Origin of the sequence: Agrococcus sp. ProA11 (assembly GCF_039880525.1) — a bacterium.
Taxonomy (GTDB): Bacteria; Actinomycetota; Actinomycetes; order Actinomycetales; family Microbacteriaceae; genus Agrococcus; species Agrococcus chionoecetis.
In genome coordinates, this window is record NZ_CP156989.1 from 348,828 (window position 1) to 366,729 (window position 17,902).

Genomic DNA, 17,902 nt, shown 5'->3' on the forward strand with positions numbered 1-17,902 from the left:
TCCGGTTGGGCGGCAGGGGTCGCGTGCTCGCGCGCGTCAGGCGGCGACGTGCTCGCGCGCGTCAGGCGGCGACGCGCTCGCGCGCGGCGCTGAACGCCGCGATCGCGCGGTCGACCTCCGCGTCGGTGTGCGCGGCCGACAGCTGCACGCGGATGCGTGCCTCGCCGCGCGGCACCACCGGGAACGAGAAGGCGGTCACGTAGACGCCCTCGGTCAGCATCGCATCCGCGACGTCGGCCGCCAGGCGCGCATCGTGGAACATCACGGCGGTGATCGGATGCTCGCCGGGCAGCAGCTCGAAGCCCGCCGCCTCCATGCCCTCGCGGAACCGCACCGTGTTGCGCTGCAGCTGCTCGCGCAGCTCACCCGCGCTCTCGACCAGGTCGAGCGCCGCGATCGAGCCTGCCACCACCGACGGGGCGAGCGCGTTCGAGAAGAGGTAGGGCCGCGAGCGCTGCCGCAGCAGGTCGACGATCTCCGCGCGCGCAGCGATGTAGCCGCCGGAGGCGCCGCCGAGCGCCTTGCCGAGCGTGCCGGAAATGATGTCGACGCGATCCTGCACGCCCGCATGCTCCGGTGTGCCGGCGCCCGTGGGGCCGGTGAAGCCGACCGCATGCGAGTCGTCGACCATCACCATGGCGTCGTAGCGCTCCGCCAGGTTGCAGATCGCCTCCAGCGGCGCCAGGTAGCCGTCCATCGAGAACACGCCGTCGGTGACGATGAGTCGGCGGCGGGCGCCGGCGGCCTCCTGCAGGCGCGACTCGAGCTCCGCCATGTCGCGGTTCGCGTAGCGGTAGCGGGCGGCTTTCGACAGGCGGATGCCGTCGATGATCGACGCGTGGTTGAGCGCATCCGAGATCACCGCGTCGTCGGCGCCCAGCAGCGTCTCGAACAGCCCGCCGTTGGCGTCGTAGCAGGAGGAGTAGAGGATGCACGCCTCCTGGCCGAGGAACGACGACAGTCGCTGCTCGAGCTCCAGGTGCTGCGTCTGGGTGCCGCAGATGAAGCGCACCGACGCCATGCCGAAGCCCCAGTCGTCGAGCGCGGTCTTCGCCGCCTGGACGATCGCCGGGTGGTCGGCGAGGCCGAGGTAGTTGTTGGCGCAGAAGTTCAGCACCTCCCGCCCGTTCGCGGTCACGGTGGCGGCCTGCGGTGAGTCGATGGCGCGCTCGCGCTTGGTGAGGCCGGCGGCCTCGATCTCGGCGAGCTCGTCGGCGATGGATGCGCGGATGGAGAACACGATCAGGCTCCTTGGGTGAAGTCGAGGATGACCTTGCCGGCGGCACCGGATCGGGCGCGCTCGAACGCGCCCTCCCAGTCGGCGAAGGCGAAGCGGTCGGTGATGACGGGGGAGACGTCGAGGCCGGTCTGCGCCATGGCGCTCATGGCGTACCAGGTCTCGTACATCTCGCGGCCGTAGATGCCCTGGATGGTCAGCATGTGCGAGACGACCTTGCCGAAGTCGAGCTCGATCGGGGCCGATGGGAGCCCCAGCATCGCCATGCGGCCGCCGAAGTTCAGGTTCTCGATGATGCCGACGAGTGCCGCGGGAGCGCCCGACATCTCGAGCGCCACATCGAAGCCCTCGGTCATGCCGAGCTCGCGCTGCATGTCCTTGATCTCCCGCTCGCGCGGATCGAGCGCCAGAAAGCCGAGCGAGGCTGCCAGCTGCAGTCGCGCCTCGGACAGATCCGTGACCACGATGTGGCGCGCGCCAGCGTGCCGGGCGACCATCGCCGCCATCAGCCCGATGGGGCCCGCTCCGGTGACCAGCACGTCCTCGCCGACGACGGGGAACTTCAGCGCCGTGTGCACGGCGTTGCCGAAGGGGTCGTAGATGCCGAACACATCGAGCTGCAGCTCGGTGGCGCTGTCGGCGGTGACGCCGGGGTGCACCCACACGTTCGATGACGGGATCACCACGTACTCGGCGAAGCAGCCGTCGCGCTGCACACCCAGGTTCGAGGTGCGGATGCAGAGGTGGCGACGGCCGGCCCGGCAGTTGCGGCAATGACCGCACACGACGTGGCCCTCGCCGCTCATCAGCTGCCCGACCGCATAGTCGGTGACGGCGTCGCCGACCTCCACGATCTCGCCGCAGAACTCGTGCCCGACCGTGAGCCCGGGGCGCACGGCCGACTGCGCCCACGCATCCCACGCGTCGATGTGCAGGTCGGTGCCGCAGATGCCGGCGCGCAGCACCCGCACCTTCACATGGCCGGGCGGCGTCTCGGGCTCAGGGATCTCAACCAGCTCGAGTCCTGGCGTGCCTCGGGTCACGAGTGCATGCATGAAGGTCTCCATCGACGGGGCGGGTGTGCCGAGGCCCATCCTGCCATCTGCGCTCGTGGCGCTCGGTACCCTGGGAGCATGACCGATCCGTATGCCTCCGCCGGCGTCGACACCGAAGCGGGCGACCGCGCGGTGGAGCTCATGAAGGCCGCGGTCGCGCGCACCCACGGCCCCGGCGTGCTGGGCGGCGTCGGCGGCTTCGCCGGCCTGTTCGACCTCTCCGCGGTCGGCGCCTACGCGCATCCGCTGCTCGCGACCTCGACCGACGGCGTCGGCACGAAGATCGCGCTCGCGCAGGCGATCGACAAGCACGACACGATCGGGCAGGACCTGGTCGGCATGGTGGTGGACGACATCGTCGTGGTGGGCGCGAAGCCCCTGTTCATGACCGACTACATCGCCACCGGCAGGCTCGTGCCCGAACGCATCGCCGACATCGTGCGCGGCATCGCCGAGGCCTGCGAGGCCACCGGCACCGCACTGGTCGGCGGCGAGACGGCAGAGCACCCCGGCGTGATGGATCCTGACGACTACGACGTGGCGGGCGCCGCCGTCGGCGTCGTGGAGGCGGATGCGGTGCTGGGCGCCGACCGCGTGCAGACCGGCGACGTCGTGGTCGCCATGGCCTCCTCCGGCCTCCACTCCAACGGCTTCTCGCTCGTGCGGCACATCCTCGCGAAGCGCCAGATCGCGCTCACCGACCGCGTCGACGAGCTGGGCGGCGTCGCCGCCGAGCAGCTGCTCGAGCCCACCCGGCTCTACACGCTGCCGCTGCTCGGCATGCTGGAGGCCGGCCTCGGCATCCGGTCCATCTCCCACGTCACCGGCGGCGGCATCGCCGCGAACCTTGCGCGCGTGCTGCCGCAGCAGGCTGCGGTCGAGATCGACCGCAGCGGATGGCAGGTGCCGCAGGTCTTCGGCGCGCTCGCGCAGCTGGGCGGCTTCCCGCTCACCGAGGCGGAGGGCACCTGGAACCTGGGCCTCGGCATGCTCGTCGTCACCGACGCCGCCGATGCCGCGAGCGTCATCGCCCAGAGCGAGCGCGCCGGCATCCCCGCATGGACCGTCGGTGATGTGCAGGCGCTGCCCGCCGACGTCTCCGGCTGGGTGCAGGGCGCGAAGGGCGTGGACGGTGGCGCGGTGCGCCTGGCCGGCAGCTACCGCTGACCCGGTCGGCCCGTCGTGAATCGAGTTCGTCAATGTGGGGCAAGCGTCCAGGTTCCTCGCATGCGGGCGGCGTAGGGTCGCACTCGCTCGGCCGTACCGCGCATGCCGAGCATGCAGGGCCTGGGGAGGTGCCGGATGACGCAGGATGCTGATCGATTCCGGCCGCGCGAGCAGCGCACCGTATCGGAGCAGTCGCCGCCCACGCCACCGGCGTCCGCGTCGCACGGCTCTGCGCCCCACAGGTCTGCGCCCTACGGCTCTGCGCCCCACGCCTCCGCCCCGTTCGCGCCGCGACCGGGCTTCCAGGGTGAGCGGCACGCCTTCGACGGGCGAGATGCACCGCTGATCCACCCGGCGGCGGCCCAAGCGTCGAGTGCCGTGGCCTACGGAGTGCCCGTGTATCGTGCGCCTACCTACGGTCCGCCGCCGCAGCCGGCGCGGGCACTCTCCATCACCGCGCTCGTGCTCGGCCTCTGCTCCTTCGTCTTCGCCTGGACGCTCATCGTCGTGCCGATCATCGGGATCGTCTTCGGCCTGATCGCGCTCAGCCGCGAGCCCGCCGGCCGGTCCATTGCGGCGGCGGGCCTCATCACCTCGGCGCTCGGCCTGGTGTGGGTGCTGGTGTTCTACGTGCTGCCCTTCGGGGCGTTCTTCTCCGCGCTGCTGCTGGGTCGTCTGTACTGACTGCGCGCCCGTCCTGACGCGCGCGGGTCGCGGCGGCGCGCGTTCGTGCGCTGCGGCGCGTAGGCTCGGGAGCAACGGCACGCGCACGCACGCGCACGCACCGATGACCCGAGGAAACCCATGACCTACACGCCTCCCGAGCAGCCCGCTCAGCAGCCCGGCCAGTCCGGCTACCAGCCCGCCGGCTACCAGCCGTACCAGGGCGCCGACCAGACCTACGGCAACTACGCCGCGAACACCTCCACGTCGAAGAAGCTCTCGATGTGGGGCCTCATCCTCGGCATCTCCAGCATCATCATCCCGATCTGGATCAACGCCATCGCCGGCGCCGTGCTCTCGGGCATCGGCCTCGCCAAGGAGCCGCAGGGCAAGACGATGGCCATCTGGGGCCTCGTCACGTCGGTGCTGGGCTTCATCTGGGCCTTCATCTTCTGGCCGCTGGTGATCACCCTGATCTTCGCCGCCGCGTTCTCGGCGGAGTACGGCTACTGAGCCAGGTCATCATGCGAGAAGGGCCCGCCGAACGGCGGGCCCTTCGTCGTCTGCCGCGCGGCCGAGCGCGCCGCCGTCAGCACTCGATGTAGGCCACCGCGAGACCGCCGAGCGCCGTCTCCTTGTACTTGTCGCTCATGTCGGCGCCCGTGCGGCGCATCGTCTCGACCGCGGTGTCGAGCGATACGTAGTGCGTGCCGTCGCCCTGCTGCGCCATGCGTGCGGCATTGATCGCCTTCACGCTGGCCATCGCGTTGCGCTCGATGCAGGGAATCTGCACCAGGCCCTTGATCGGGTCGCAGGTGAGCCCGAGGTTGTGCTCGATGCCGATCTCGGCCGCGTTCTCGATCTGCTCCGGCGTCGCGCCCAGCACCGACGCGAACCCGGCCGCGGCCATCGCGCACGCGGAGCCGACCTCGCCCTGACAGCCGACCTCGGCGCCCGAGATCGAGGCGTTCGACTTGATGATGATGCCGATCGCGCCCGCGACCAGCAGGAACCGCACCTGCCACGACAGCTCGTCCTCGACGCAGTTGGCGAAGCGGTCGGCGTAGTGCATGACGGCGGGGATGATCCCGGCGGCGCCGTTCGTGGGCGCGGTCACGACGCGGGCGCCGGCCGCGTTCTCCTCGTTGACGGCGAGGGCGTAGAGGTTCACCCACTCCATGCCCTCGAGGAGGTCGGGGCGCCCCTGCTTGGGTGCCGCGTCGCGCTCGACCAGCTTCGAGTGCCACTCCAGCGAACGGCGCTTGACGTCGAGGCCGCCCGGCAGGATGCCGGGTGTCTGGATGCCGCTGGTCACGCACTCCCGCATCACGACCCAGATGCGCTCGAGCTGCGCGATCGTCTCCTCGCGGGAGCGCCAGGCGGATTCGTTCTCGAGCATGAGCTCTGGCACCGAGAGCCCGGTCTCGCGGCAGAGCGCGACCAGTTCGTCACCCATGGTGAACGGATGCGGCACGGCGTGCAGCTGGGTGGCGGGCGCGGGCACGGGGGAGAGCACATCGCCCTCGTCGTGGCGCATGACGAAGCCGCCGCCGATCGAGTAGTAGCCCGCCGTCGCGATGGTGTCGTCGGCGGCGTCGTAGGCGGTGATGCGCAGCGCGTTCGGGTGCTCCCTCCGCACGGTCAGCGGGCGGAACACGAACACCTTCGCCTCGTCGAACGGCACTGTGAGGCGGCCGCCGAGCGAGAGCTCGCCGGAGCCGCGGATGTCCTCGAGCGTCGCGGTGATCTGCGGCGTCTCGACGGTGTCCGGCGCCAGGCCGGAGAGACCGAGCATGATCGCCGTGTCCGTGCCGTGGCCGGAGCCGGTCGCGCCGAGCGATCCGAGCAGGTCGACGCGCAGCCTCGCGGTGTCGGCGAACCTGCCGCTCGCATCCAGCTGCTCGACGAAGTCGAGCGCGGCGCGCATGGGTCCGACCGTGTGCGATGACGACGGCCCGATGCCGATCTTGAACAGATCGAGCACCGACAGCGACTCGAAGACCGGTGCGGTCGCGGTGGCATGTGTGCCGACCTCGGTCGGCTCCTGTGCTCTGCCGTTGGTGATGGCGTGCGACGTCACGATCAGCTCCTTCGCTGGTGGGCGCCTGGAGCCGATTGTGTCAGCTCAGGCGCTGCGGCCCGTCTGGTACTCGTCAGCGTAGTCGTCGGCCGCGCGGTCATAGTCCGCGTAGTCGGCCCACCTGTCGATCTCGCCCTCACCTGCCGAGCCAGCCAGCTCTGCCTGCAGAGCGTTGTAGTTGATGTCCGGGCTGAACGACTTCAGCTCACGTGCGATCTTCGTGTGCTTTGCCTTCTGGCGACCACGACCCATGCTGGACCCCCTTGCTACTGGCGACGGCTCACTGTGACCGTCGAACGGTGGGAGAACTTCCGATTTCAAGTCCAACCTCCATCGTATCACCGAGACTGTCGATCGGCTGTGCCTCAGCCCGGGATGGGGACAGCGTTCGGATTCCGTCAGCCGGCCTGCACCGCGGTGAGCATGCCGCCGAGCATGATGCCGGCGGATGCGGCGAGCGCGCCGCCGAGCAGCGTCAGCGACACGGTGGCGAGCGCGTGGCCCCGGCGGCGTCGCTCCAGCTGCTCCACCGCCTGCGTCGCGAACGCGGAATACGTGGAGAGTCCGCCGCAGAAGCCGGTCACCAGGATCGCTCGCCAGGCGGGATCGATCGAGACCAGGCTCAGCACGCACCCCGCGACGAAGCTGGCGATCAGGTTGACCGCGATGGTCGCGCGCACGGGACGGTCACGGGCGACGGCGCCGGCCAGGAAGCGCAGCACGGCACCGAGGCCACCGGCGATGGCGACGGCCACCACCTCGAGCGCGGTCACGCGGCGTCTCCCATCACCAGCCGGCGCCCGAGCACGAGGCCGCCCCACGCGCCCAGCAGCGAGGCTGCCAGCATGGCGAGCGCCTCGAGGATGCCGGGCAGCGCCAGCCCGACGGCCGTGATGCCCCCGGTGCTCGCATCCGCTGCGACGCTCGCGACCGCGACGGCGCTGAAGGTCGTGAAGCCGCCGAGCACGCCCGCTCCCAGCCCGTGCCGCAGCCAGGCCGGCGCGTCGGCGAGCGCCGCGACCGAGACGCCCAGCAGCAGCGAGCCCACCGCGTTGATGGCGAGCAGCAGCCACCAGTCGGGGATCGACGCCTGCAGCAGCGCGCGTGCCGCGGTGCCGAGCGTGCCGCCCGCGAGCACGGCGAGCACGGAGCGGAGCAGCATGCGATCAGCGTAGGGGCGGTGTCGCGCGCATCCGGCTTGACATTGACGCAACGTCAACCTCTAGCGTCGTGTGACATGGAGTGGTCCATCCAGCGCATCGCGAAGCTGGCGGGAGTCTCGAGCCGCACGCTGCGGCACTACGGCGCCGTCGGCATCCTGCCTCCCGCGCGCACCGACGCGAGCGGCATGCGCTGGTACGACGGGGCATCCCTCGCCCGCCTGCAGCGCATCCTGCTGCTGCGCGGTCTGGGCGTGGGGATCCCGGCGATCGCCGACAGCCTCGCGCGCGCATCCGACGAAGAGGCGCTCGCGGCCCACCTCGTCGACCTCGAGCGGGAGGCGAGGCGCATCCAGCGACAGATCCGCGCCGTCCAGCAGACGCTGCGGGCACGAGAGAGAGGAGCTGCCATGACGGCAGAGGAAGCGCTCGACGGATTCGACCAGGGTCGGTTCGAGCAGGAAGTAACAGAGCGATGGGGCGCGGAGGCGTGGCAGCGCGGCCAGGGATGGTGGCAGCGGATGTCGGAGGACGACCGCCGCGGCTTCCAGCAGGAGCACCTCGACATCGCCGCCGGATACGCGACGGCGCGGGCTGCCGGCGAGCCCGTCGACGGGGCAGCCGTGCAGGCGCTCGTCGAGCGCCACTACCGCTGGGTGGGGGCGAGCTGGCAGAGCGAGCCGGAGCTCGACATGTTCGCCGGGCTCGGCGACATGTACGTGGCCGATGAGCGCTTCGCCGCCAACTACGGCGGCAGCGAAGGTGCGGCATTCGTTCGCGACGCCATGCGGGCGTACGTCGCGAGGCGGCGCCGGTAGCCGACGCGACCGGGGCGGATGCGGGGGATTGCCCCCATCCGCCCCGCGCTTCGGGGGTGCTTGGATGGTCGGGTGCATCTGCTCTCGCTCGCCAGCATGAAGAACAAGGCGCTCGTCGCGCTCGTCACCGTCTGCATCGCGATCTTCGGCGGCGTCGCGCTCGCGAGCCTGAAGACCGAGCTCACGCCCGAGCTCGAGCTGCCCGCGGTGGTCGTCACGACCACGATGCCCGGTGCCAGCCCCGAGATCGTGAGCGACGACATCACAGGGCCGATCGAGGCGGCCGTGCAGTCGGTGCCGGCGCTCGAGGGCACCACGGGCACGTCGTCGACCGGCGTGAGCCTCGTGGTCGCCGAGTTCGAGTACGGCGCGAACATGGCGACCACCGAGCAGCGGGTGCAGCAGGCCGTCAACCGCATCAGCAGCCAGCTGCCGGAGGGCGCGGAGCCCACCGTGCTCACCGGCTCGATCGCCGACTTCCCGGTGCTGCAGATCGCCATCACGGGCGGCGGTGACGCCGCAGCGCTCGTCGACCGCATCGAGACGGTCGCGGTGCCGCAGCTCGAGCGCACCGACGGCGTGCGCGCGGTGCAGCTGCAGGGCGCGCCCGGACAGCGCATCACCATCAGCCCGGATGACGCAGCGCTCACGGCGCTGGGCCTGTCTCGCGCGAGCATCTCGGATGCGATCGACCAGCATGGCCAGCTGCTGCCCGGCGGCACCGTCGACGATGACGGCCAGACGCTCAGCGTGCAGATCGGCGCGCGCCTCGCCTCGGTCGAGGATGTCGCCTCGCTGCCGCTCACCGGCGGCAGCACGGACGTCACCACCACGATCGCCGACGTGGCCGACGTGGCGCTGGCCGAGGACCCGGTGTCGTCGATCGCGCTCGTCGACGGCGAGCCGGCGATCATCCTCTCGATCACGAAGACGCAGGCCGCGAACACGGTCGACGTCTCCCACGCGGTGCAGGAGTTGCTGCCCGCGCTCCAGGCAGAGCTGGGCGACGACGTGACGATCACGACGATCCTCGATCAGGCGCCCTACATCGAGCGGTCGATCGAGGCGCTCGCGGTCGAGGGCGCGCTCGGTCTCGCGTTCGCCGTGCTCGTCATCCTCGTCTTCCTCTGGGCGCTCCGGCCGACGATCGTCACGGCCATCTCCATTCCCTTGTCGGTGCTCATGACCTTCATCGGCATGTGGGGCTCCGGCTTCTCGCTCAACGTGCTCACGCTCGGTGCGCTCACGATCTCGATCGGGCGCGTCGTCGACGACTCCATCGTGGTGATCGAGAACATCAAGCGGCACCTGTCCTTCGAGCCCTCGAAGGCGAAGGCGATCGTGGACGGCGTGCGCGAGGTCGCCGGTGCCATCACGGCATCGACCATCTCCACCGTCATCGTCTTCCTGCCGCTGGCCTTCGTGAGCGACATCACGGGCGAGCTGTTCCGACCCTTCGCGCTCACGGTGACGATCGCGCTGCTCTCCTCGCTCGTGATCGCGCTCACCATCGTGCCGGTGCTGGCCTCCTGGCTGCTCAAGCAGCCGAAGGAGCTGGCAGAGGCGGAAGCGGATGCGGCAGCACGCCTCGAGACCGAGCAGCAGGTCGTGGCGAGCGCGCGACCGCGCCGCGGTCTCCTCCGCCGCCGTCAGGCACGTCCCGCGGCGCGGCCCGGCGACGCTGCGCCGGCTGGCGGACCCGTGCCGCAGGAGGAGCGGACGGATCGGCTGCGCCGCGCCTACCGGCCGGTGCTGCTGGCGACGCTGCGCAAGCCGTGGCTTGTGCTGGCAGGCGCCGCCGTGGTGCTCGGAGCGAGCGCGGCAGCCGTGCCGCTCATGGCCATCAACTTCCTGGGCGATGACGGGCAGACGACCGTGCAGCTCTCGCAGGAGCTGGAGCCCGGCGCCTCGCTCGAGACCCAGCTCGAGGCCGCGGAGGAGCTCTCTGCCGAGCTGCAGCAGCTCGACGGCATCGACACCGTCTCGGCGACCGTCTCCGGCAGCAGCCCGTTCGCGGCCTTCACCGGTGGTGGTGGCGGCGGCAGCTCGGTGCGCTACGGCGTCATCGCCGCCGACGGCACCGACATGGAGTCGCTGCGCGCGCGCATCCTCGAGCTCGCCGATGCCGCGCCCGGCGAGGTCACGATCGGCGGCTCCGGTGGCTTCGGGGGCAGCGACATCACCGTCGAGGTGCAGGGGCCGACGCCCGACGCCGTCGAGGCAGCCACCGCATCCGTCTCCGACGCCATGCAGGGCATCGACGGCGTCGCGCAGGTGACGGACTCGCTCGCCGGCGCCCAGCCGCTCATCCAGGTCGCCGTCGACCGCGAGCTCACCGCCAGCCTCGGCCTGAGCGAGGCGGCGGTCTCGGGGCTCGTGGCCCAGGCGATGCAGCCGACGCCCATCGGCGACATCCAGCTCGACGGCTCGCTCGTGCGCATCTACCTCGACGCCATTGCCCCGGCGGCGACGCTGGACGAGCTGCGTGAGCTCGAGCTGCCGACGCCGACCGGGCCGCTGCCGCTCTCGGATGTCGCGGAGGTGACCGAGATCAACGGCCCCGTCGCGATCTCGACCAGCGACGGCAGCCGCACCGCGACCGTCACCGTCACGCCCGACGCCGCCGATGTCGGCGGCCTCTCCGCCCGCGTGCAGGCACAGCTCGACGCGCTCGCGCTCGACGAGGGCGCGACCGCTGAGATCGGCGGTGCCGCCACCCAGATCACGGAGGCGTTCACGCAGCTCGGCATCGCGGCGCTCGTCGCGATCCTGCTCGTCTACGTCGTCATGGTCGCCACGTTCAAGAGCCTGCTGCAGCCCTTCCTGCTGCTTGTCTCGGTCCCGCTGGCCGCGACCGGCGCGATCGCGATGCAGATCATCACCGGCGTGCCGCTCGGCGTTGCATCAATGGTCGGCGTGCTGATGCTGATCGGCATCGTGGTGACCAATGCCATCGTGCTCATCGATCTGGTGAACCAGTATCGCGACCGGGGTCGCTCGGTGCGCGATGCGCTGCTCGAGGGTGCCGAACGGCGCCTGCGGCCCATCCTCATGACGGCGGCAGCGACGATCTTCGCGCTCATCCCGCTGGCTGCTGGCGTCACCGGCCAGGGGGGCTTCATCTCGCAGCCGCTCGCGATCGTGGTGATCGGCGGACTCATCTCGTCGACGCTGCTGACGCTCATCGTGCTGCCCGTGCTCTACCTGCTCGTCGAGGGCGGCATCGAGCGCCGACGAGTGCGCCGCGGCACCGGGACCCGCGCCGAGCGGCGCAGCGAGCTCGCCGCGGCAGGCGGACGCTGACCGCGTTCCCAGCCGATCCCCTGGCTGGCATTGGTTGAATGACCTAGATTCGGGGCTGCTCGCAGATCGGGCACCTCATGGCAGGGTTCGCGGATGATGGAGAGGGGCTGCCGTTGCCGAGCTTCTTGATCATCCACTCCGGTCTGCACGACGGCGAGCTGAGCGCGTATCGACAGCCGCCGACCCTGGACATCGCCGGCTTGCGTGCGCCACTCGACTGGGGAGACATCACCCTGCACGTGCCGGCGGGCGACCTTCCCGTGACCGTCTACGTGACGCGCACGAACGGTCAGGTGGAGGGCGCCACGATCACGGTGCGCGCTCCCGCGGGGACGGGCACGCGGCTGACCTTCGTGCCGCCGCTGCAGCCGGGTGGTCGCTCGCTGCTGCGGATCGACGGGCAGTGGTCGGCCGACGCGACCATGCACTACTACGCGGCTCGTGACGCTCGTGCGCTGCAGCAGCCGACGCAGCCGATGCCGTGGGCGGGTCGAGAGCAGTCACCGCCATCGCTGCACCCGCAGCCGCCGCAGCAGGCGCAGGCGCACGTGCAGGCGCCGCACCTGGACGAAGTGCAGCCGGAGCAGGTGGATGAGGTGCCGCCGCAGCACGGCGACGACGCGCAGCCGCAGCACGATCCGCACACCGGCGGCGTCCGCGTCATCAGTCCTTCGCTGGGGCACGTCGAGTCGCCCTCGCCGCCCATCGGTCCGACGCCGGGGTCGACCGGGGCGGTGCCGCTGCATACATCGTCGTCGTTCGGCCACGAGCAGGGCTCGCGCGTCGACCCGGTGCAGTCGTCGTCGTCGGCGCCGTCGTCGCGACAGGCAGCGCAGCCCTCCCGAGCTCCCTCATTCGGTCAGCGCGCGGATCGCGCTGAGCGCCCTGCGCCCTCTGATGGCCCTGCGCCCGCTGATGGCGCTGCGCGCTCCGAGCACTCTGGGCGCTCCGAGCGAGACATCTACGGCCGGGAGCACACGCTCGACGACCACCTGCCCGCCTCGATCCCGACGCCGGCTGCGTTCCACCAGCTGGAGCAGGAGGCGGCCGAGTCGCAGCGCCGCGTCCACGACGCCTGGCAGGCGCAGCAGTCGCAGCACGCACGGCAGGCTCCGCCGCTCGGCGACGGCGCGCCGCGCCCGATCGGGCTGGCCGCCAACGCGTCGCAGCCGCAGCCGAACTGGTACCCGGATCCGTTCCGACGGGCCGACGCCCGCTGGTTCGACGGGCGGCAGTGGACCGCGTCGGTCATGCGCGGCGGCGTCCGCGGCACCGACCAGCCGGGCTGATCGCCGAATTGCCCCTGTCGGCCACGACGCGCGTGCCGTACAGTAGGCAGGTCGGCTCGGGACGAACGCATGTGCGTTGCAATGGAGTGTCACCGCGGCCGGATTCCCGCGGGCACTCTCGCGGTTGACCACGATCACCGCGATGACTGCGGCACTACCTGCGCGATGTTCACTCCCGCGCGCACAGAGAAGACAAGCAATGGCACGGAACGACTCACGCCCCACGGGCGCACGCCGACCGAACGACCGAGACGACAACCGACCCGGCTCTCGCAGCAAGGGCCACCGCGGATTCCGCGAGCAGCAGCCTTCGAAGGGCCGCTGGAACCGCGACGACCGCGACCGCCGCGACGGCGCCTCGCAGCGCTCAGGCGGACGACCCGGCACGGGGCGACCCAACTGGACGCCGCCGGAGGAGCGCAACCGCGACACCAACCGTGGCGGTCCGTCGTTCCGCACCCGCGGAGGCGCCCAGGGCGGCCGCGACCACCAGGGCGACGACCGCCTGCACCGCGGCGAGCGTCCCCGCGGCTTCGATCGCGCTCGCGATGAGCATGGCGGACGCGGCGCTGGTGCCTCGGATCGCGGCGCCCGCCGCTTCGATGACCGTGCCCCGCGTCGCGACGACCGTGCCCCGAGCCGCGATGACCGCGCGCCCCGCCGCGATGACCGCGGCTTCGGCGACCGCCGTGAGCAGGGGCAGCGTCGCTTCGACGACCGCGCACCGCGCCGCGACGACCGCGCGCCCCGCCGCGACGACCGCGGTTTCGGCGACCGCCGTGAGCAGGGGGAGCGTCGCTTCGACGACCGCGCTCCCCGTCGCGATGACCGTGCGCCCCGCCGCGATGACCGTGCGCCCCGCCGCGATGACCGCGGCGAGCGCCGCTTCGACGAGCGCCCGCGCCGCGACGACCGCGACCGCAGCTTCGGCGACCGTCGCGAGCAGGGTCAGCGTCGCTCCGACGACCGCGCTCCGCGTCGCGATGACCGCCGCGACGACCGCGCGCCCCGCCGTGACGACCGCAGTTTCGGCGACCGCCGTGAGCAGGGCGAGCGTCGCTTCGACGACCGCGCTCCGCGTCGCGACGACCGCCGCGACGACCGCGCCCCCCGCCGGGACCGCTTCGACGAGCAGCCGCGCCGCGACGGCACCTACTACCCGTCGAAGGAGTCGAACCCCTTCCAGCCGAAGGACGACGTCGTGCTCGACCGCCTCGAGGCGACCTCGATCCGCGCCGAGGACGTCGAGGGGGTCTCGTTCGCAGATCTCGGCATCGGCGACAGCATCTCCCGCGCGCTGACCGGGATGGGCGCGATCTCCCCGTTCCCGATCCAGGCCGCCACGATCCCCGATGTCATGGCAGGCCGCGACGTGCTCGGCCGCGGCCGCACCGGCTCCGGCAAGAGCATCGCGTTCGGCGCTCCGATCGTCGAGATGCTGCTGCGCGGCCGCTCCGAGCGTCGCGAGCTCGGCCGTGCACCGCGCGCCCTGGTGCTGGCTCCCACGAGGGAGCTCGCCCAGCAGCTCAACCACACGATCATGACGCTCGGCCGCGAGGTGGGCGTGTTCACGACCGTCATCGTCGGCGGCGTGAAGCAGGACCGCCAGGTCGAGGCGCTGCGGCGCGGCGTCGACATCGTGATCGGCACGCCCGGTCGCATCGAGGATCTCGTCGAGCAGCGCAGGCTCAACCTGGGCGCGGTCGAGATCGCGGTCGTGGATGAGGCCGACCACATGTGCGAGCTCGGGTTCCTCGAGCCCGTGCAGCGCATCCTCCGTCGCACCAAGCCGGGCAGCCAGAAGCTGCTCTTCTCGGCGACGCTGGATGCGGAGGTGCAGACCATCGTCAACGAGTTCCTGCCGAAGCCGGCCGTGCACGAGGTGGCGGGCGAGGAGCAGTCGACCTCGACGATCGACCACCAGGTGCTCGTCACCGACCGCTACGACAAGGATGCGGTGCTGGAGCAGATCGTGCGCAACCCCGGTCGCATCATCGTCTTCACCCGGACCCGCGCCTATGCCGAGCGGCTCGCCGAGCAGTTCGGCGACACCGGCATCGCATCGGTCAGCCTGCACGGTGACCTCACCCAGGCCAAGCGCACCCGCTCGCTCGAGAAGTTCAAGCGCGGCAAGGTCGACGTGCTGGTCGCGACGGATGTCGCCGCGCGCGGCATCCACATCGACGACATCGCGCTCGTCGTGCAGGCCGACCCGCCGGACGAGTACAAGACCTACATGCACCGCGCCGGCCGCACCGGCCGCGCGGGCAACGACGGTCGCGTCGTCACCGTGATCGCCCCGGCCCGTCGCAAGCGCACCCAGCAGCTGCTGGACCGTGCCGAGATCGAGGCGCCGATGATTCCGGTGCGCCCGGGCGACGACCTGCTCGACACGCTCACGGCGCCGCCAGCGGCGAGCTCCGAGCCGGCCCTGGCCGGCACCGGCGCGCACTAGCAGCGCGGCCGCCAGCCGCCAGCCCGAGACGGCCCGAATCCCAGCGATCCGGGCCGTCGCTGGCGCCGCGGCTTCGGCAGGCTTGCGTTGCGGCCGGGCTTGCTTCGTGCTTAGGCTTGCGTTGTGCCGAGGCTGGCGTAGCGTTGGAGCATGCGCATCGTCGTGATCGGCGGAACAGGGAACTCGGGCTCGGCCATCGTGCGAGCGCTCGCGAGAAGGGGCGCGGACGTGCATCCGCTGTCGCGCTCCGGCAAGGCCATCGCCGGTGCGCCCGGCGTGAAGGCCGACATCGTCTCCGGCGAGGGGCTCGATGCGGCGCTCGAGGGTGCCGAAGTGATCGTCGACGCGTGCAACTCGCGCAACCCGATCGATCCGAAGCCCTTCACCATCGGGGCGCGCAACATCGTGCGCGCCGCCGAAGCGGCCGGCGTGCAGCGCGCAGTGGTGCTCTCGATCCTGGGCGTCGACCGCTCCAAGCTCTCGTACCACCGCCGCAAGCACGAGCAGGAGCTCACCTACCTGAACTCGGCACTCGAGACATCGGTCGTGCGCGCCGCGCAGTTCCACGAGTGGTCGGTCGACCAGTTCGAGGCGGGGTCCGCCCTCGGCGCGATCCCGGTCGTGCTGGGCGGGCGGATGCAGCCGGTGGCGGTCAGCGAGGTGGCTGAGCTGTGCGCTGACGAGGCGCTCGAGCCGAGCGGGAAGCGCTTCGTCGAGATCGCCGGCCCGCAGGTGCGGCTCTCCCGCGACCTGGCGAAGGCGTGGCAGGCGGCGACGGGCGCCAGGGGCGTGATCGTCAACGGACCGTTCCCGCCGTCGATGCTCGACTACCTGCGCTCCGGCTCCAACTTCACCGAGCAGCACAAGGGCTCGATCACGTTCGAGGAGTGGCTCTCGCGCCGACGCTGATCCATGCCGTGCTCCGGCCTTTCTCGCGATGTTAGACTCGATACAACAACTCGCCGGACGGCGGCGGCACGCGCCGCGGACGCCCGATTCCGGCGCGGCATCGCCCGACAGCAGAGGTCCTCCATGCGCATGCGCCCCGCCCACAGCATCCCCCTGCTCGCGACCGTCGCGGCGACAGCGCTCGTGCTCGCTGCCTGCACCGCCGCCCCGGGTGAGACGGAGGCCCCTCCGGCCGTCGAGGGTGGCACGCTCGTCTACGCGACCGGCGACGCGGAGCCGACCTGCCTCGATCCGCACGTGGGCGGCAACTACCCGCAGGCGCTGCTCAGCACGCAGTACCTGGAGCCGCTCGTCGGCCGGGACGCCGAGGGCGTGATCCAGCCGTGGCTCGCCACCGAGTGGGAGGTGAGCGACGACGGGCTCACGTGGGACTTCACGCTGCGCGACGACGTCACCTTCACCGATGGCACCCCCTTCGACGCGGAGGCCGTGCGGGCCAACGTGGAGCACGTGCAGGACCCGGAGACGCAGTCCTCGACCGGCTACCTCGCGATGGCCAAGGTCGCCGAGGTCGAGGCGGTCGAGCCCACGCACGCGCGCTTCCACCTGAGCGCGCCCGATTCGGCGCTGCTCGAGTCGCTGAGCCAGCAGTGGACCGCGATCCAGTCGCCGGCGGGCATCGCACGGGGGATGGATGCGAACTGCGCCGCGCCCATCGGCACCGGGCCGTTCATCGTCGACGAGTGGACGCCGCAGCAGCAGGTCACGCTCGTGCGCAACGACGACTACAGCACGCCCGGCCCCGAGGCCGAGAACACGGCAGTCGCGCACCTGGACGAGCTCATCTGGCGCTTCATCCCCGATGCCGCCACGCGCTACGCAGCCCTGCAGTCGGGTGAGGTGCACGTGATCGACAACCCGCAGCCGGATGCGATCGCGGCCGCCGATGGCACGACGATCGAGCACATCGACGCCCCGCGTCCCGGTTCCGTGAACCGCATCGAGCTCAACAGCGGGCAGGCGCCGTTCGACGACGTGCGCGTGCGCGAGGCGTTCATCCGCGCGGCCGACCCGAATCCCGGCATCGAGAACCTCTACCGCGGCACCGCGACCCGGTCGTACTCGCCGCTGGCGAGCACGGAGCCGCTCGCGCACGAGGACCCGACGCTGTTCACGACGGATGTCGATGCGGCGAACGATCTGCTCGATGACGCAGGCTGGACGGAGCGCGACACCGACGGCGTCCGCATGCGAGACGGCGAGCGGCTGACGGTGCGATTCCCCGTCAGCACGAACCAGTCCGTCGCGGCGGAGCAGTCGCTGTTCGAGCAGATCCAGGCCAATGCCGCCGGGGTCGGCTTCGACGTGCAGCTGGCGCCGCTCGATCTCAGCGCCTGGTACGGCGCGCTCGGCGAGAACGCCTACGAAGCCGTCAGCGCGCCCTACACGAAGGTCGGACCCGACGTGCTGCGGATTCTCTACCACTCGAGCGGCATCGTCCCGGCACCCAGCGGCTACTTCGCCAATCACGCGCAGCTGAGCGACCCGGCGCTGGATGCGCTGCTCGACGAGGCCGCGGCCACCGTCGACGAGGCCGACCGGGCCGACCTCTACACCCAGGCGCAGCAGATGATCCTCGAGAGCTTCACGGTGCTGCCGCTCTACGACCAGCAGAACCACTTCCTGGTGAGCGGCGCCGAGGGCGTGCGCGTGCTCGGCACGGTCGCGACGCCGACCTTCATCGACGCGCGCCTCACGGACTGAGC

General features: G+C 71.3%; 15 protein-coding genes. 9 read left to right on the top strand and 6 right to left on the bottom strand.

Annotated elements, in window-relative coordinates; genetic code table 11:
- Positions 1 to 61: 61 nt before the first annotated feature.
- Together ABG090_RS01635 and tdh are read right to left on the bottom strand one after the other, a co-directional pair.
- Positions 62 to 1,243, bottom strand: a complete 1,182-nt coding sequence (locus tag ABG090_RS01635; RefSeq protein WP_347757651.1) for a glycine C-acetyltransferase — start codon at positions 1,241 to 1,243, stop codon at positions 62 to 64.
- A complete protein-coding gene (gene tdh, locus ABG090_RS01640) occupies positions 1,243 to 2,292 on the bottom strand; it encodes an L-threonine 3-dehydrogenase (protein WP_347755814.1) in 1,050 nt (349 codons plus the stop codon). The genes ABG090_RS01635 and tdh overlap by 1 nt, the downstream gene beginning before the upstream one ends.
- Positions 2,293 to 2,370: 78 nt before the next feature.
- Here tdh and purM point away from each other — a divergent pair, with 78 nt between their 5' ends.
- From purM to ABG090_RS01655, 3 genes are all read left to right on the top strand, one after another.
- Positions 2,371 to 3,459: a phosphoribosylformylglycinamidine cyclo-ligase gene (purM, locus tag ABG090_RS01645; protein WP_347755816.1), complete on the top strand. Its 1,089-nt coding sequence runs from the start codon at positions 2,371 to 2,373 to the stop codon at positions 3,457 to 3,459.
- A 396-nt stretch (positions 3,460 to 3,855) separates the two neighbouring features.
- Positions 3,856 to 4,143 carry a DUF4190 domain-containing protein gene (locus tag ABG090_RS01650; RefSeq protein ID WP_347755818.1) on the top strand — a complete coding sequence of 96 codons (288 nt, stop codon included), beginning with the start codon at positions 3,856 to 3,858 and terminating at the stop codon, positions 4,141 to 4,143.
- Positions 4,144 to 4,263: 120 nt separating this feature from the next.
- Positions 4,264 to 4,635 (top strand): hypothetical protein, encoded by a 372-nt coding sequence (locus ABG090_RS01655; protein WP_347755820.1) that lies wholly within the window; start codon positions 4,264 to 4,266, stop codon positions 4,633 to 4,635.
- A gap of 76 nt (positions 4,636 to 4,711) precedes the next feature.
- Here the strand turns inward: ABG090_RS01655 and ABG090_RS01660 are convergent, their stop codons facing one another.
- From ABG090_RS01660 to ABG090_RS01675, 4 genes are all read right to left on the bottom strand, one after another.
- A complete protein-coding gene (locus tag ABG090_RS01660; protein ID WP_347757653.1) occupies positions 4,712 to 6,112 on the bottom strand; it encodes an L-serine ammonia-lyase in 1,401 nt (466 codons plus the stop codon).
- Between the two features lie 135 nt (positions 6,113 to 6,247).
- On the bottom strand, positions 6,248 to 6,454 hold the full coding sequence (locus tag ABG090_RS01665) for a DUF3073 domain-containing protein (protein WP_347755822.1): 207 nt from the start codon (positions 6,452 to 6,454) through the stop codon (positions 6,248 to 6,250).
- A gap of 146 nt (positions 6,455 to 6,600) precedes the next feature.
- On the bottom strand, positions 6,601 to 6,975 hold the full coding sequence (locus ABG090_RS01670) for a CrcB family protein (RefSeq protein WP_347755824.1): 375 nt from the start codon (positions 6,973 to 6,975) through the stop codon (positions 6,601 to 6,603).
- Positions 6,972 to 7,364 carry a CrcB family protein gene (locus ABG090_RS01675; RefSeq protein WP_347755826.1) on the bottom strand — a complete coding sequence of 131 codons (393 nt, stop codon included), beginning with the start codon at positions 7,362 to 7,364 and terminating at the stop codon, positions 6,972 to 6,974. The genes ABG090_RS01670 and ABG090_RS01675 overlap by 4 nt, the downstream gene beginning before the upstream one ends.
- A 75-nt stretch (positions 7,365 to 7,439) precedes the next feature.
- Between ABG090_RS01675 and ABG090_RS01680 the strand changes: the two genes are divergently transcribed.
- The 6 genes from ABG090_RS01680 to ABG090_RS01705 all read left to right on the top strand — a co-directional run bounded on the left by ABG090_RS01680 (position 7,440) and on the right by ABG090_RS01705 (position 17,900).
- A complete protein-coding gene (locus ABG090_RS01680) occupies positions 7,440 to 8,180 on the top strand; it encodes a MerR family transcriptional regulator (RefSeq protein WP_347755828.1) in 741 nt (246 codons plus the stop codon).
- Between the two features lie 72 nt (positions 8,181 to 8,252).
- Positions 8,253 to 11,483, top strand: a complete 3,231-nt coding sequence (locus ABG090_RS01685) for an efflux RND transporter permease subunit (RefSeq protein WP_347755830.1) — start codon at positions 8,253 to 8,255, stop codon at positions 11,481 to 11,483.
- Positions 11,484 to 11,596: 113 nt separating this feature from the next.
- Entirely contained in the window at positions 11,597 to 12,772 is a 1,176-nt protein-coding gene (locus tag ABG090_RS01690) for a DUF2510 domain-containing protein (RefSeq protein WP_347755831.1), read from the top strand.
- Positions 12,773 to 12,971: 199 nt separating this feature from the next.
- Complete coding sequence (locus tag ABG090_RS01695) at positions 12,972 to 15,227, top strand: DEAD/DEAH box helicase (protein WP_347755833.1); 2,256 nt, start codon at positions 12,972 to 12,974, stop codon at positions 15,225 to 15,227.
- A 150-nt stretch (positions 15,228 to 15,377) separates the two neighbouring features.
- The gene (locus ABG090_RS01700; protein WP_347755835.1) at positions 15,378 to 16,136 is read left to right on the top strand and encodes an NAD(P)H-binding protein; all 759 of its coding nucleotides are present in this window, start codon (positions 15,378 to 15,380) and stop codon (positions 16,134 to 16,136) included.
- A 123-nt stretch (positions 16,137 to 16,259) separates the two neighbouring features.
- The gene (locus ABG090_RS01705) at positions 16,260 to 17,900 is read left to right on the top strand and encodes an ABC transporter substrate-binding protein (RefSeq protein ID WP_347755836.1); all 1,641 of its coding nucleotides are present in this window, start codon (positions 16,260 to 16,262) and stop codon (positions 17,898 to 17,900) included.
- The last annotated feature ends 2 nt before the right edge of the window (positions 17,901 to 17,902 follow it).